Below are 15,866 nucleotides of genomic sequence, written 5' to 3'. Positions count from 1 at the left end.
TATTTGTGCATAATCAATATATAAACATCTTTAATAATTCTTAATAACTTTTAATTATAGTTCTCTCTTATATTTTATCGTTAAAAAATTGATTGAAGGTTTATTTGCCATGTTCTTATTTGGTTCATCAATTTCCGAAACTTGTACTAATCCATATTGATTAAAATCTCGTTTTATAGATTCAGAATCATAGAAGAACATTTTTACGCCTTCCATTATTTCATAATAATCTTTATCCAACTGTTTTCCTTTTCCGTACATGGGAGCTTTTTTAGAAACAGTTGTAAAAACCATATATCCGCCTGGTTTTAACTGATTATAACAATCTTCAATAAATTTCTCTCTTTCCTGTTCATTCAACAAATGAAGAAGTGCATGACTAAATATCCCATCATACAGTTTATTTTCAAAAGGCATTTCATTTACTGAACCGTGATACATACTAACATCTTCTAGTCCGTTTTCTCTTGCTAAATCGATCGCTGTTTTCGAAATTTCAATACCTGTTACATTTATACCATTATCGATAAAAACCTTTGCATTTCTTCCATATCCAATACCCGGAACTAATATATTCTTAACGTTCTTTTCAAGAAAAAAATCTTTTGTCAAAATTGCATATTCTGTAGGTTCAAATCCCCACATCGTTTGTTTTTCGATAAAACTTGATTCCCAAAATTCCATTATGTATCTATCTCCTTATTTTCAATCCATTTTTAGTATCACATTAAAAACTTATAAATTTTAACGCTGCGTCTACCTATGCCAAATTAGTTTTTTACCACATTCACTATAAGTCCATTGAATATAGCACAATTATAAGCCTATATCTATTATAATGATTGGTTTAAAATCCACCCTATTTTATTAATCCTTACGTTTGTAGAAAAATAAAAAAGCCAATACTTCCGTTATAGTATTGGCTTTTTCTCACGAGAAATTATCTTTTTATATTGTACCGATCTAATACTTTTTCTAACATTTCTAAAGTTATTGGTTGTGCTTCTTTTATTAATTGATAACCAATACGACCATTCGGTTCCGCTGTAACTTGCTGTAAACTCTTTACATCATGAATCCCTTTTTCTCTTAATTGCATATAAAGTTGTTGTTCCGACATTTTTGCCTGCATCAAATTCTCTTTTACAATCTCTCCGTTTTCAACAATTATAATGCTACTTCCATTTAAAAATTGTTCCACCTTCCTTGATTTCAATTCAAAGAAATGAATGATAAGTAATATGCTTGCAAATATGATAGCCGCGAATATAGATGGGACTACTTTTCTACTTAATACAGGTTCTACAATAATACGGCCAATTGATACAACTATAATGATTTCAGCTCTTGTCATTTGGCTCACAGATGTACTACCTGTCATTTTCAAAACAATTATTCCAGTAAAAGTTAATATAATACTTTCCAAAATTATATTCATAACTACCCAATCCTTTAATGGTGTATTTTACTATCATTCCCATCAAAGGTGTGTTTTACTTACCTATTAAGTTGTTAAATCCTTCAGACCATGATGGAAATAAAGGTGTCCATCCATACTCTTTACGTGCCTTATTATTGGAAGCTCCTCTTTCCCAACTATTTTTCCCATCTTGAACTTTAGGCTTAGGTGCCCCTATCGCTGCTGCATATATTGGTAACCATTCTTTACTAGTTGCTGGATAATTATCTACAATATTTACGATTCCTGAAGGCCAATTAAGGGCTAGCATAGTAGCTCTTGCAGCATCTTCAACATGTATAAACGAGCTTATCCCATCTGATGCGATAATTTCATTATTACGAACTTGATTTGCTATTAATCCGTTTTCCGCATACCACGTTCCTGGTCCGTATAATGTGCCGTAACGAAGTATAACCGATTCAGGTAACTCAGTAACAGCTTTTTCTAATTTCAATATGCCATTAACAGTGACTTGCCGAGGCATAGAAGCAGTAATATGTAGTGAGTTTTTTTCAGTCGCAAATGTATCCCCTGGTTCATACGCCCATGAAATACTTTGAGCGATTATTTTCTGTACCCCTACATTTTTAGCGGCATCGACAAGGTTACGAGTGCCTTTTGTTCTAATTTTTGCATTATCCTCAAAATCCCATAAAGATAATGACGTTAATTGATGAATAACTACATCGGGATTTGTTTCTTCTAATACAGAAAATACAGCCTTTCTATTAAATACATCAGCTATTACTGGTATAGCACCAACCTTTTTCATTGCTTCTACTTGCGAAGTATTACGGATCATCGCAAAAACTATATGCCCATTTTTTATTAACATTGGCAATAAAGAACGTCCTATTACACCAGTTGCACCTGCTACAAATATTTTCATATATGTTCCTCCTCATTTAGTAATCATAAATGTGACGAAACATTTGTGAGGTATGTGACAAATATTTGCTCATTTTTTTCGTTATTCATATGAAACATATACTTTTAATGGTTTAATTATCCCTAAACTCAATTCATCAAAGCATTGTATGAGTGAAGTATAATGTATTTCATGTTGAAAGATCTCTTCTATAAATGGTGTTTTTCCTATTTCTTTAAAAAACCAATCTGCATGTTTTTGATAATGGTATCCGTCACTTGATCCAATGATTTGCAATTCTTTCTGATAAAAGTTAGCAATTAATGTTAGTTCTTCAATATTACCATCAGACAGTATACATATTTCACCATTAGTTTTAAGAGTTTTTTGCAAAGTATGGAACCCACTATTTGTAGCAGAACATTCAAAACCATAATTATATGTTTCTATTATTTTCTCTTCTGAATCATATATGTTTTTCGCACCAAAATTCTTTGCAAAATCTCTTCTATTTTTATTAGGCTCAACAACATCCACGTGCTCAACGCCTACATAGTATTTTAAGAAATAACAAGCGAGTAAACCAATAACTCCCATTCCAGTTATAAGTACTTTTTCATCCTGTCGCGGGTTTAGTTTCAATACTCCTTTAGCGGCATCACACGAAAGAATAGATAATAAAGCAACTTTAGGTTGTATAGAACTAGGCACTCGAATTACTTTATGCGCCTTAACTATCCCTATCGTTTCATGTCCATAAAAAGAAACTACTTTATCACCTACGTTTACATGTGTTACTTTATTACCAACTTCAATCACTTCACCATAACTTTCATATCCAGTTTTTCTTGGATAAAAAGGATGCGGATCTGTAACATCGGATCCATTATACTGTGGTAACTCGGCCCCAATGCTTATCGCTCCTGCGATTGTTTTAACGATAATTTCATCGTCCTGTATGTCCTTAATTTCATTTGTTTCCCACTCAAGTTGTTTAGGCCCTTTTACAATTAACTTATATTGTTCCATTTATATCCTCTCTTTTTATAAAGATGTTATAAGTAATATTGTTATCCATCTATATTTCGACTAAATTTATTTACCTAATAGATAATAAATTACCCTTGCCCAAGTTTATACCTTTAATGCTCCTGTACATTTCTGTTCAGCGTCTAATACTTTAAAATTACTATTCTGATAACATTTTAAGAAAAGTTGTTGCCGCCCAAATGAAATACGCAAGTTGTGTCACGATATACATCGTAATTTCAAAACCTGTAAGCTTTCTTTCCCTTTTTATTTTCTTTAAATATCTATAAAAACAAAATGAACATAAAATCAGTAAAACAATAGACATTTGATATAGATTTTCCACTAAAAGAACTGCCATTTATTTCATCACCTTTCCAATAAAGTGAAACTTTAATCAGTGGGGGTTTTGTTCATCCTTCACTGATTATCAGCCCTCACCAGTCGGGATTTAACGGGATAAAAAATATATAGTTCAAGCATATCATTTTAACGGAACGAATTACCACAATTTTCAAATTGAATAAACTTCCTAAGTAAAAGAAGTAACTTTTTGGAAATGTTTCAATACAATATTATGTAATTCAATACTCACTATATAATATTAGATTAGGTTTTCTTTTACTGTACATGCTTAGGAGGAAGTTTTACATGCAATTGATTCATAACATACAAAAAACGTTTAATAACCTATGTAACTACGATACGGTCAATTTAATACACGCTATTCAATCATTAAATATTTCACTTCATAAAATATCTCCTTTTATTACTTCACCAGTTAATCTTGAATACGGAAGGAACGTTATCTATCAGTCTGAATTTGTAGAGATTTTAGTATTAAAATTCCCCAGCAAAGCAAAGACTTTTGTGCACGATCACGGAATATCTGTAGGATGTATACTAATAGTCAATGGTACGCTACAAAATATAACGTACGAAAATAATAGCGAGCGGATTGAAGAGTTTACAGAGGGAAATATTTTCACAGTAAAAAAAGATACTGTGCATAAAATGTATAACGCTACAGATTCAACAGCAATAACATTTCACGTATATTCCCCACCATTAAAAGATGTACAAATATATGAGTAGCCTTTAAAAGGAGGAAATATGCAAAATTTGAAGGATTACTATATAAAGAGCTTACAAGATGGTCGTAACGTTTGGCTCTATGGACAAAAAGTAGATGTAACTACAGACAAACATTTTGCAGGTACATTAAGTACCATTTCTAATTTATTTACATTGTTTGATGACCCCATACGAAGAGATTCTATTGGATATGTGAGCCCAAAAACGAAAGGATTTGTTCATACTGCATTTTTAGTTCCGAATTCCTATAATGAATTATTAATGAGAAGAACTGCATTTGAAACGTGGAGTTATGCTACAGACGGTGTAATGAGTAGATTATCTGATTATGCAAGATCGAGACTTACTGGCTGGTACGTATCAAGATATTTTTATAAAAAATTCGATGCACAGTTTCCAGATAAAATTACATCTTATTATGAAAAAGCGAGAGATAATCACTTGTTCTTAAGTGTAGTTCAACGTGACCCACAAATAAATCGTTCTACAGAATCAATATTGAATGCAAAAAATTTAGGGTTACTAAGAGTTACGAAGGAAACTTCTGATGGAATTTATTTAAATGGTGCAAAAATGGTAGGTACTGCTTCTCCTTATTCAAATGATTTATTAATCTATCCATTAGCAAAACTGACTGATACTCAAAAAGATTTAGCTCACTTTCTCATTGTGGCAGCCAATTCCCCTGGATTACATATGGTTTGTAGAGAACCATTTGCGAATGCAAACTCAAGTACAGTTGATTCCCCTCTTAGCTCACAGTACGATGAAATGGATGCGCTATTAATCTTTGATAATGTATTTGTACCATGGGAACGTGTCTTACTGTATAACAACCCTGAAGCATTATGGAAATTAAAGTCAGATATAGCTTCTAGTAGTTTAGCTTATCATCAAGCAATTGTACGATTAGTAGTAAAACTAGAATTTATAACTGCAATTGCTTGTGAAATTGCTGAAGCGATCGGTGCTACTACTTATTTGCATGTTCAAGAGAAGCTTGGGGAATTAATTATGCAAATCGAAACAATTCGCGCACTTTTAATTGCTGCTGAAGTTGAAGGTACTACAAATGAAACGAAAACTTATTTGCCGAATTTTAAATATATCGAAACTGCAAGGAATCTTGGTTCCAAATATTATCCCCGTGCAATAGAAATTTTACAATTAATTGGAGCAGGTGGGTTCATTCAAATTCCTTCGAGCTCAAATGACTTCCTGAGTCCTATAGCTGATTTATTGAAAAAGTACTTTAAAGGAACTAATATAGATGCCGAACAACGCACAAAATTATTTAAGTTAGCCTGGGATATCATCGGAAGCCCCTTAGGATCTAGACACGAATTGTATGAAAGATTTTATGCTGGAGATCCAATACGAAATACAGCTATGCAATATGTAAATTATGATAAAAATCACTTTAAAAAGATGATAAGTAAATATTTACATTGATGAAAAAGAGCACTCTTTGCTAAGAGTGCTCTTAAAAAATATATAATTATCCAATTACATATATAATTGCTCCGGCCACAACTGCTATTTTTCTCCGTAATGGTTTCATCTTATTCACTTTTATTTTTATAATTCAGCTTTATTACTTCTGGTATATACTTCCTATCATATTTTCTCGTATAGATTTCTCCATCAGGAGTAACTAATTGTAAAACAATCTCACCACAAACCCCATCTAGTATTTCAAATTCACCTTGTGCATTTGAAATACTGTGTTCCTTACTTTCAATTGAATCTTCATATATTTTCACATTAAATATAGGTTCGTTATTTTGATCTACGATAATACCTCTTGAATACTTAGCAACTGCTATGCATTGATCCTCTTTTTTATAATATGTAATCACAACAATTGCACCTGCCACTATAGCGCTACATACAAACAAGAGAATGATTTTGCGCCTCACAACGAACCTCCTAATTCAAATTATTCTTTTCTAAACTGAAAATTAAACTGTCTTAATTGCTTGATTTCCTCAATTACTTTACGAATACCTTCTTCAATCTTATCTTCTTTTACATTCGAAACATTTAACTTTAACAGTTTTTCTTTAGGAAAATTCCTCATATAATTCTTATCAATAGTATCGACACTTATTTGCATGTCACCTAATTTTTGTATAAGTGTGTCTGTAACTGTGTTTTTCTGCATTTCTAAACAAGTGTGTATTCCAAATGTGTTTTGTCTATTATATGTAAATAATGATGGATTTTCATTTTGCACTTTTTCTAATGTTTTTGCTAGTTTTATTGATCTATTGTAGTAGGAAGAATTAATTTTACTTTTATGACGTTCAAACATACCGCTCTTTATATAAATTTCTAAAGCCGCTTGAGAAATCATCGGACTATCAATATCTAGTATCTTTTTGTATGTATAGAACGCATTTGCAATGGATGGTGGGATGACCGCAACTCCAACCCGTAAACCAGGAAAAATAATCTTCGAATAACTTTTCAAATATATGACATGACTACAATTATCCAAGCTATATAACGGATCTGCTTTTGAATCAGTTTCTAAATCTGCTAAATAATCATCTTCCACTATAAATACATTGTATTTCTTAGCCAATAGTGCGATTTTTTCTTTCTCATCTTTAGAATAAGAAGTTCCAAGCGGATGATGATATCTCGGTATCGTATAAAAGAATTTTATTTTTCCATTTTGAAATATTTGCTCCAATTCATTCAAATCGATACCTTCATTCGTACGTTTAATACCGATTACAGGAACTTTATTTATTTCTAGATAATCAATATATAGATGATATGTTGGCTGTTCAATTAATACAGTTTCATTTCCATTCGGAAATGGTATAGAAGTTAATATAGCAAGCGCCTGCTGAACACCTGATGTTATAAAAATATTTTCTTCTTTTGTAAAGACTTGATAATTTGCTAGTTGTTTTTGAATAACTGGTATTAAAGATGGTAACCCTTTCGGCGTTCCATATACAAATAAATCATTTTTATACGTATCAATAGCCTTATTAATACAATGTTGAAAATCTAAATATGGAAAAACATCTGGATCTGGTGCTGAGGAAGCAAAATCAATTATCTCATTATTTTCTATAGTATTCTCTGATTTTTTAACAACGTAGTATCCACTTTGAGGGACAGAATATATAATGTGACGCTTTTCTAATTCATGAAGAGCACGTATAACTGTTGCCTTATTACATTCATATTGCGTAACGAGTGACCGTATAGACGGTAATTTCTTTCCTTCTCTTATTTCTTCATTTTGAATCATATTTTCTATGTCGTTTAAAATATTTAAATACTTATACATCTTACACCTCCTTCAGTAATTCTACATTTAATTATATCGATTTTTCATTCATATAGCATTCATTCCTCAATTAGTTAATTTTCCGATCATCTATATCGTAAATCCCAATAGCATATGAATCATTTTCAATCCATTTCTTTACTGCTTCTGTTTTAAGTACCCCTTCAACTTCTTTTTCTATTTTCTGTCCAAGTTCTCTCGCCCCTACTTCATCATCGCTAATCTTAGTTTTTATATCAATGGTAACAGGTTGATTCTTTTTATAATTTATTTGCTGAATACCAAACCCTTCATATCCATTTTTTCTGAATACGCCATCAAATATCTGTCCAAAAACTAACTCCCATCTATGTTCTGCATTTACAATCTCCTTGTTTCTTTGAGATACATTTACTTTATAGGACATAACGCCTTGAATTTGCAATCTTTTATTAATTTCTTTTTTTATTTCGTTAGCATTTTCGCTATCAGCAATCTCTAAATCTAATATTCTTTCTTTTACATCTCTTATAGTAGCACTAAAAAAATATTCCTCCTTTACCGCGGCTGTAGCAATATTCATCACTATAGATTCTTCACTTTTAGCATCTTCAATGTCATTCTCACAGGCACATAATAAAGCAAGTGGAAATAAAAATACTAGTAACTTCTTTCCCTTTCTCATGTAGCACCCCTCCATATATTTTCATTTACGATAAACTTTTTACTTTGACATATAAATACCTTCTTTAATTATTAAATTTAACATTTTTTCACATTTCCCCCACTTAACAAGGGAATTACAATTAATAAATAGAATATCTCCATGAATAAATAAAAAGTGAGGGATATATAATGCAACGTGTAAATACGATTGATATTAGTAATGTACTACAATTGGAAAAAACTCTTTCGACTTTATTAAATAAAATGATTTCTTCAAAGCTAGACCTTGAAAATTGGTTAAAAGAGCAGTCAAAAGTTATTTGGGACATCGAAGAACAATTAAGATCACATTACATCGCCTTTCAATGTAATACGGATGATGAAGAAATAAAGGATACTTTTGAACATGATCAACAATTTGTAAAGCCACTTTTAAAGCGGTACCAAAATTTATTGGATAATAAATATTTAGAGTCACCTTTTCGAATGGAATTAGATTCTAACTTGTATGGTTTATTAGATACAAAAATAAAAAATGCTCAAAAGTTATTTTGTGAGGAAAATATCGAATTAGAAATAAAGGAAGACAAATTAATCACAGAGTACTTTGAAATCACTGGAGGATTAAGTGGAATTTGGGACGGAGAAGAAAAAACGATAACAGAATTACAATCCTATTTACAAGATTCGAATCGTGACACCCGTAAAAAGGCAAAAACCATTATTTCTGAACAATTTTTATCTGTTGAAAAAGAACTCCAAAACATATTAAATCAATTAATTGAAATTCGCCATCAAAAAGCAAAAAATATTCAACTAGAGAATTATCGCGATTATATGTTCAAAAAATACGAGCGTTTTGATTATTCAGCGAAAGATTGCTATGAACTAGCTGAATCCATACGTAAGTATGTTGTGCCTCTTAAAGATAAAATATTGCTAGAGAAAAAAGATAAACTGCAAATTGATACGCTTCGCCCGTGGGATGTATCAGCTGTAACTCCAGATCAAAAAGTACTTAAACCTATTGCAAATGAAAATGATTTAATTGAAAAGAGCACTCATATCTTTAATAAACTAGATGTTGAATTTTCAGCACTTTTAAACCGAATGTATAAACACAATTGTCTTGATTTAACAAGCCGCAAAGGAAAAGCAGCTGGTGGCTTTTGTGAGTACTTACCAGCTTCACAATTATCTTATATTTTTATGAACTTAAATTATACACAAGATGATATTGTCACTTTTATACATGAAATGGGTCATAGTATTCATAACGAACTCATAAAACCATTAAAATTACGACAGTATATAGAAATTCCAGCTGAAACAGCTGAGCTAGCCAGTATGACAATGGAGTTATTCTCGCTTAATTATTGGGATACCTTCTATACAGACAAAAAAGATTTAAAACAAGCAAAAATTAACTTCTTTAAAGATGTTATTTCATATTTACCTATTATGCTTATTGTCGATCAATTTCAACACTGGCTGTATGAAAATCCAAGTCATACTTCTGAAGAAAGAAATGAAAAATACTTACAACTTCAAAAACATTATCAGTCTAGCGTCATACATATTGATGGCTACGAAAACTGGATAGCAACGAGTTGGCTACCTGTACTCCATATTTTTGAAGTACCATTTTATTATATTGAATATGCGATCGCTCAACTTGGTGCATTACAAATGTATAAACAATATAAAGAGGATCCTAAGCAAGCGCTAGAAAATTACAAAAAGGCATTATCACTAGGAAGCTCGCAATCTATAAAAGAAGTGTATGATGCAGCCGGTATTCGTTTTGATTTTTCTGGTGAAACAATTAAAGAACTAATGCTATTTGTAGAAAAAGAATTAGAATTACTTGAGCAATTATAAGAAGAAAGCTGCACCTATATTTTGGGTGTAGCTTTCTTCTTTATTTTATTAATCAGCTCTATGTACTGAGTATCTCCATATCCGATTGTTGGAAAAAGATAAAACAACTTTATTAATAATTCACGAGTTGATAAATCTTTATTTTTAGAGATGAATTTCATTACTGCATTATCTTCTGTTAACATTTCTAAAAATAAGTCTATAGCCTGATACATTACAGGTGGTACCTTATGAGAGGTCTTTTTATGGTTTACTAATACTTCATTGTATATAGAAGAATAATTCCCCAATTCAAGTTCAATTTGATTTACTTTAAATTCATCCTCTCTAAAGCTATTTAAGTATACCTTCCCTTCATAAGCAGACTGTTCAAGATGAGAAAGTATGGTAAGTAGGTTCATTTGGCAAAACATATCTTCACCAAACCATAGAACAATACATTTATACTTTTTCGTAAAAAGGTTTTCTAACGGATCTATAACCTTTTTTATATAACTTTCTACTGAACTGTTATGTCCTTTCGCTCTTGTTTTAATAAACTCTTCATTAAAAACTTGAGTAGTAGCCGAGTTCACACACATTGCCTCATTAAATGGGGCATAATCAGAATCACCCATTAGCTTTTCGTTTTTAAATTCTTCATACATAACTTGACCATTTAATATGTTAAGTACCTCTTTATCAAATAGCTCACTCTTCCTATCTCGTAACTGTTCAACCTCTATTTTTCTAGAAATATTCATTTTAAACGCCCCTTCTTTATTTAAATTTAGTTTAACAAATGATTGAATAGGCATTTTGTTAAGTTGGTATTCTCTTGGATTCATTCCAAAAACATTTTTAAAACTTCTACTATAAGCCTCTTGGGAAGAGTAATCGTAATCCAATGCGACCTCAATTATCTTCCTACCATTCTTTAAATCTTCCGTAGATAAATACAACCTTCTAAGAAGAATATAACGTCTAATACTGAAACCCGTTACTTGATGAAATTTAAAAGAGCAATAATAAGGAGAATACCCCATGTAACGAGATAATTCATCTAATGAAAATCTCTTTTTTAAATTGCTCTCAATCCAATTAATCATCTGCTGTATATGTTCATTCATTTCCTTCACTCCTTATTTAAAAGTATAGGAGAAGTGCGTTTCTTTCTTTTGATATTTCTTGTGTTTTATAACATGAGCCTTTCTCTAAAGTCTTTATAATCTATATATAAGTATTAATTTTATATTTTTTCATCTATCTTATTTTGTCATACCTTCTATTCATTTTTCAATTTAGCGTTAATGAGTATGTTGGCAACACCTTACTAATTATTAAAGGTCAATTTACATCATATTTCATTTTAAAGGATTTCAAAAATTAAACACGAATTTTATAAAATAAAATTCTATTAATTCCCAAGTTAAAAAATTAAGGTTTGGAAAGGACGTTTCAATGAACAAGCTAGAAAAAGAAATACTTCAATTCATAAATGAACAGTATCCGTTGAATTTTATTAACATTAAGCCAATAACAAATGAGATGTATGAATGTCTTACAGAACAAGGTACATACTTCAGTAGAATTACAAACTACAAAACATATGAAGAACAGATAGAAGAAGTTATATATACGAATTTTTTATATCAAAATGGTTTAGGTGTTCCACCAATAATCCCTTCATTACAAGGGAATTTTGTAGAAAAATTCACATTAGACAAGGAGATTTTTGCTGTATTATATAAAGCTGCTCCTGGTATACATTTACCAAGGTCTGAATGGAATTCTAATATATTTAAAAAACTTGGTAAACAAATTGGAAAATTACATCGTATATCTAAAAGCTTTGAAAAGATTAAACCAGTAAAACATATAAACGATTGGTATGAAAATGAAGAATATAATTTTCTTAAATATATCCCTAAAGAAGAAAATACAATAAGAGAAATTGCATCTGACGTTTTAACTTCCATAAAAGAGCTACCAAAATCCCCTTCAAATTACGGCTTAATACACGGAGATTTATGGTTAGAAAACATTTTAGTCGAAAATAATTCAAACTTAACAATGATAGATTTTCAAGACTGCGAAAAACATTTTTACATATTCGATTTAGCCGTTCCTATTTATAGTGCGATAGAATATTCATTTGCTGGAAATGGGAATATCGTTGACTATGAGTATTCTATTACAAAAGCACTATTTGAAGGCTACCAAGAGGAAAATGAGCTATCAAAAGAGATGAAAGACAAGTTTCCGTTATTTATTAAATTAAAGGAGATTTTTGAATATAGCTTAATGCATATGTATTGGGATAAAGAAGAATTAACGGAGGAACAAGTACGGATTATGAACCTTTATAGGATGAAGATTGAAAATAAGAATACCTATATCAATATTTAAGAATGCTGTTGTTTAACTGCAAGGAAACTTTGGTTAAACAACAGCATTTATTAATTAGCTGACAACCTTTTTTATGACTTATAAATACTGATTCAATAATCTTTTCAAATACACTTCATTTTGCGGTGATACTTTTTCAGAAAATCTAGCTACCATAATAATAGGAGCCCATTGAAAAACTTCATCTCTTGATATGCCGGTACGACTGCAATATATATGTAAATACATCTCAGCTAATTCTACCGAAGATTGTGAGTACAACAAGTATGTTCGAAATACATCTGCGCGAATATCACCTGAACTAGCATCTACCCAATCTATAACTTTCACTTTCTCTTCCTTATTCAAAATCAAATTAAATGGATGAAAATCTCCATGACATAGCCTAAAATCAAATGTAATAAAATCTAATTTTTGTAATATATCCTTCTTTTTGCGTTCATCCAATTTATGCACAGATTTAATTTGACGCTCTAACCTCTCCCTCATTAACTCCATTTCATCTGTATTCACATGTATAGCATGGATCTTTTTTTGCTCATTAACACAAAGGCTGATATAACGCTCTGCCTCATTTAAATTATTAAGCAGAAGATCACCAATGTTGTCCCCTTTTACATGTTCCATAATAATTGCCTGTCTATTTTGTATCTTTTTCACTTCAAATACGTTTGGAACTGGCAACCCGCATGAATACGCATATTTTTGTTTTTTTGCTTCATTCATAGACTCTGTATCTGGGAGGTAATCTTTAAATAATTTTACAACCTTATCATCAGTTAAATAAATTTCTGCTGTATTCCCTTTTGCAATTGGATTACCTAAAACCACTTTATTTCCCCCCTTAACATAAATTAGAATAACACCTTATACTTCTCTTTAAATTCACTATAATCCTAGCTAAAACCTTCTTCACGAATATACAAAAAACTTACCGCTTTCCATCCTTAAATAGAAAGCGGTAAGTTTAATTGTTTAGGAATATCCGAATGAAACTCTGATGTATGCACAATTGAAAATGTATATCCTTGCTCAATAAATGATACTTCATTACGTTTACATTCAAATGATACACTATTTTTCTTAAAATTATTTTGGATTCGTTGTAAAAATGCGACGTCTGGTGTTCCGAAAGAAACGTATACTTTCGGTGATAGAGCTTTCATCGCGATTGGAATCCAAGGTCGCTGCCACCAAGTCGCGACGATATATGCAGTGCCACCTATAACAAAGTTAAAAATATCCCCATCTTCCATCGTTTTCATATTTAGATTTGATTTTAACCATTCCGTAAAAACAGGTACACTTTTAACAGGAAGACCAATTTCCCTTACGTATAAAATGTTTAAAGGTGAGTGTGGTACTAATACATCCTCTTTAACATAACTATGTGCGATAATTTCGAGTAGATTTCCATCTCCGTCTTTAAAGTATAAATTGAATAGACCATTCTCTTCACCAATTACATTTCCATTTTACAATGAGTAATCCAGAGTCCTTTAACCATTTTGCTGTTTCATGGAATTTTGAATATGGGATTTCAAAAGCAAAATGTGCAGGTGCGATTGGTTCATACACTTCTTGAAAACTAATTGTTGTATAAGGTGTTACTTCAAATTGAATGAAGGATGCTGTTTCTTTTTTTATTGGAAAAGATAATATGTCCTTATAAACTTGTTTTACCCCTTCTATGGAAACCGTCTGTAGTTTTATATCTGATATATGTGTAATCACTTTACATTCCCCCTCATTTCTTATTATCTATTCGTATTGTATTACACTTATAAATAGATAAAATCAAACGGAAGGATGGATTTTTCATATAGAAACTACAACTTTAGTATGAATATGTTAGCTTCTTTTATTGCTAGTACACTAACGTTTCAAAACAAATATCCTCCATATTTCGTTTTTTAATTAACACTTTACTTATTTCTATTTTTTCAAATTTCCCCTGCATTATTTCCATATAAAAAAGCTGCCTTTCCTTAAATGAAAAGCAACTTTTACGATAAAATACATTAAGGTTTTACAGCAATAATCATAAATCTTTTTGAATTAGTACGAATCCCTTTTTCAGAACTATACGTATCAATGAACTTTTGTAAAATAGTAAAATCCTCTTCCTGTTCTCCGAATCTAGGAATAATAGGGGTATGTTTTAATAAGAAAATGAGATCTTCAGACCTACTGTAATAATCGGTAACATCATATTCACGTACTTGCACGAGATCAAATCCTGCACTAATAAGTTCATTCATATACTTTTCTTTTAAAGTACCATCCCGTTCACCTAAGCATTGTCCTCTACCAAATGCTTCTTTCAGGTTTAATTTATCATTCTCACTTACTTGTTGTGTTAAGAAAAAGGCACCCTTTTTCATTACTTTCGCTAACTCAGATGCCAGAAACGGGGCATGACAACTTGAAGCAATATCAAAATGTGCATGTGGAAATGTTAAAGCTTCAGAACCCATTTGAAGAAACTCAACATTTTGTACACCTGATTTTTTCAAGTTAGAATGTGCCGTTGCAATCATGCCGTTAGAATTATCAATTCCAATCAACAATTTAGCTGATGATGCTATGTTAAGTACATTTTCTCCTCCGCCTGTACCAACATCAAGTAAAATATGTGATGGTTTACACCTTTCTTTTACCTCACTATAAAAGTCCCATGTATCTCCTACAGTTTCACATTTTATTTTGCTAAAATCCCATCCATTTAATCTTCCTACTTTATCATAGAAGCTTTTATACTCTAATTCGTTCATCTTATTACTTCCCCTTTGTAAAAATAAATTAAATATGTATAATAACCTACGACACTCCTTAATTATATATTATAAAATACAAATTATTAAAACAATATTTCCCTTCACACCACAATAAGTTTACATAACATTTTTATGGTTTATCTTTATCTATATATTCTAAATGCCCTCTTCCCCAACTACACATACTATCCAAAACAGTACTGACTGTTTTTCCATGTTCAGTTAAGCTATATTCTACTTTAGGTGGTATTTCTTGATAAATTTCGCGTTTTATTAGTTGATCTTGCTCTAATTCACGTAATTGCTTCGCTAACGTCCCTTGAGATATATCTGGTATCAATCGCTTTAATTCACCATGTAAATGTCAAGATAAACATGTACATTTTCGCTTGTTTAAGCATGTACAAAATC

At 31.0% G+C, this 15,866-nt stretch carries 15 protein-coding genes and 2 pseudogenes; 4 read left to right on the top strand and 13 right to left on the bottom strand.

Annotation, left to right across the window (positions count from 1 at the left end; translation table 11 throughout):
• Positions 1 to 54 precede the first annotated feature (54 nt).
• The 5 genes from CQ064_RS29650 to CQ064_RS29630 all read right to left on the bottom strand — a co-directional run bounded on the left by CQ064_RS29650 (position 55) and on the right by CQ064_RS29630 (position 3,720).
• Positions 55 to 684, bottom strand: coding sequence for a class I SAM-dependent methyltransferase (locus CQ064_RS29650; RefSeq protein ID WP_000397626.1), 630 nt, complete (start codon positions 682 to 684; stop codon positions 55 to 57).
• A 256-nt stretch (positions 685 to 940) separates the two neighbouring features.
• The gene (locus tag CQ064_RS29645; RefSeq protein WP_001021415.1) at positions 941 to 1,438 is read right to left on the bottom strand and encodes a DUF421 domain-containing protein; all 498 of its coding nucleotides are present in this window, start codon (positions 1,436 to 1,438) and stop codon (positions 941 to 943) included.
• 55 nt (positions 1,439 to 1,493) lie between these two features.
• Positions 1,494 to 2,351: an NAD-dependent epimerase/dehydratase family protein gene (locus CQ064_RS29640; RefSeq protein ID WP_000689429.1), complete on the bottom strand. Its 858-nt coding sequence runs from the start codon at positions 2,349 to 2,351 to the stop codon at positions 1,494 to 1,496.
• A gap of 81 nt (positions 2,352 to 2,432) precedes the next feature.
• Positions 2,433 to 3,359, bottom strand: a complete 927-nt coding sequence (locus CQ064_RS29635) for a zinc-dependent alcohol dehydrogenase (RefSeq protein ID WP_000438843.1) — start codon at positions 3,357 to 3,359, stop codon at positions 2,433 to 2,435.
• 160 nt (positions 3,360 to 3,519) lie between these two features.
• Positions 3,520 to 3,720, bottom strand: coding sequence for a hypothetical protein (locus tag CQ064_RS29630; protein WP_000279697.1), 201 nt, complete (start codon positions 3,718 to 3,720; stop codon positions 3,520 to 3,522).
• Between the two features lie 290 nt (positions 3,721 to 4,010).
• Here CQ064_RS29630 and CQ064_RS29625 point away from each other — a divergent pair, with 290 nt between their 5' ends.
• Both CQ064_RS29625 and CQ064_RS29620 read left to right on the top strand, forming a co-directional pair.
• Positions 4,011 to 4,454: a cysteine dioxygenase gene (locus tag CQ064_RS29625; RefSeq protein WP_001176002.1), complete on the top strand. Its 444-nt coding sequence runs from the start codon at positions 4,011 to 4,013 to the stop codon at positions 4,452 to 4,454.
• A gap of 18 nt (positions 4,455 to 4,472) precedes the next feature.
• Positions 4,473 to 5,906, top strand: coding sequence for a 4-hydroxyphenylacetate 3-hydroxylase family protein (locus CQ064_RS29620; RefSeq protein WP_001180381.1), 1,434 nt, complete (start codon positions 4,473 to 4,475; stop codon positions 5,904 to 5,906).
• A 110-nt stretch (positions 5,907 to 6,016) separates the two neighbouring features.
• Here the strand turns inward: CQ064_RS29620 and CQ064_RS29615 are convergent, their stop codons facing one another.
• From CQ064_RS29615 to CQ064_RS29605, 3 genes are all read right to left on the bottom strand, one after another.
• The gene (locus CQ064_RS29615) at positions 6,017 to 6,373 is read right to left on the bottom strand and encodes a hypothetical protein (RefSeq protein WP_001253115.1); all 357 of its coding nucleotides are present in this window, start codon (positions 6,371 to 6,373) and stop codon (positions 6,017 to 6,019) included.
• Between the two features lie 20 nt (positions 6,374 to 6,393).
• Positions 6,394 to 7,764, bottom strand: coding sequence for an aminotransferase-like domain-containing protein (locus tag CQ064_RS29610; protein WP_000280148.1), 1,371 nt, complete (start codon positions 7,762 to 7,764; stop codon positions 6,394 to 6,396).
• A gap of 70 nt (positions 7,765 to 7,834) precedes the next feature.
• Positions 7,835 to 8,428 carry a DUF4030 domain-containing protein gene (locus CQ064_RS29605; protein ID WP_001225388.1) on the bottom strand — a complete coding sequence of 198 codons (594 nt, stop codon included), beginning with the start codon at positions 8,426 to 8,428 and terminating at the stop codon, positions 7,835 to 7,837.
• A 170-nt stretch (positions 8,429 to 8,598) separates the two neighbouring features.
• Between CQ064_RS29605 and CQ064_RS29600 the strand changes: the two genes are divergently transcribed.
• Positions 8,599 to 10,290 (top strand): M3 family oligoendopeptidase, encoded by a 1,692-nt coding sequence (locus CQ064_RS29600; protein WP_001190023.1) that lies wholly within the window; start codon positions 8,599 to 8,601, stop codon positions 10,288 to 10,290.
• 14 nt (positions 10,291 to 10,304) lie between these two features.
• Here the strand turns inward: CQ064_RS29600 and CQ064_RS29595 are convergent, their stop codons facing one another.
• Entirely contained in the window at positions 10,305 to 11,399 is a 1,095-nt protein-coding gene (locus CQ064_RS29595) for a helix-turn-helix domain-containing protein (protein WP_001002108.1), read from the bottom strand.
• Between the two features lie 331 nt (positions 11,400 to 11,730).
• Here CQ064_RS29595 and CQ064_RS29590 point away from each other — a divergent pair, with 331 nt between their 5' ends.
• Positions 11,731 to 12,678 (top strand): phosphotransferase enzyme family protein, encoded by a 948-nt coding sequence (locus tag CQ064_RS29590; protein WP_001037121.1) that lies wholly within the window; start codon positions 11,731 to 11,733, stop codon positions 12,676 to 12,678.
• Between the two features lie 78 nt (positions 12,679 to 12,756).
• Here CQ064_RS29590 and CQ064_RS29585 read toward each other — a convergent pair whose 3' ends face one another.
• From CQ064_RS29585 to CQ064_RS29570, 4 genes and pseudogenes are all read right to left on the bottom strand, one after another.
• Positions 12,757 to 13,509, bottom strand: a complete 753-nt coding sequence (locus CQ064_RS29585) for an aminoglycoside phosphotransferase family protein (protein ID WP_000242837.1) — start codon at positions 13,507 to 13,509, stop codon at positions 12,757 to 12,759.
• Between the two features lie 116 nt (positions 13,510 to 13,625).
• Positions 13,626 to 14,412: pseudogene (locus CQ064_RS29580) on the bottom strand (VOC family protein).
• 287 nt (positions 14,413 to 14,699) lie between these two features.
• The gene (locus CQ064_RS29575) at positions 14,700 to 15,452 is read right to left on the bottom strand and encodes a class I SAM-dependent methyltransferase (protein ID WP_001003871.1); all 753 of its coding nucleotides are present in this window, start codon (positions 15,450 to 15,452) and stop codon (positions 14,700 to 14,702) included.
• 133 nt (positions 15,453 to 15,585) lie between these two features.
• Positions 15,586 to 15,810, bottom strand: a pseudogene (locus tag CQ064_RS29570) (winged helix-turn-helix transcriptional regulator); the annotation flags it as partial.
• Positions 15,811 to 15,866 lie beyond the last annotated feature (56 nt).

The sequence above is a fragment of the Bacillus sp. MYb78 genome, from assembly GCF_002975115.1.
GTDB lineage: Bacteria > Bacillota > Bacilli > Bacillales > Bacillaceae_G > Bacillus_A > Bacillus_A cereus.
The sequence above is the reverse complement of the archived record's forward strand: the minus strand, read 5'-3'. Positions and strand labels throughout refer to the sequence as shown.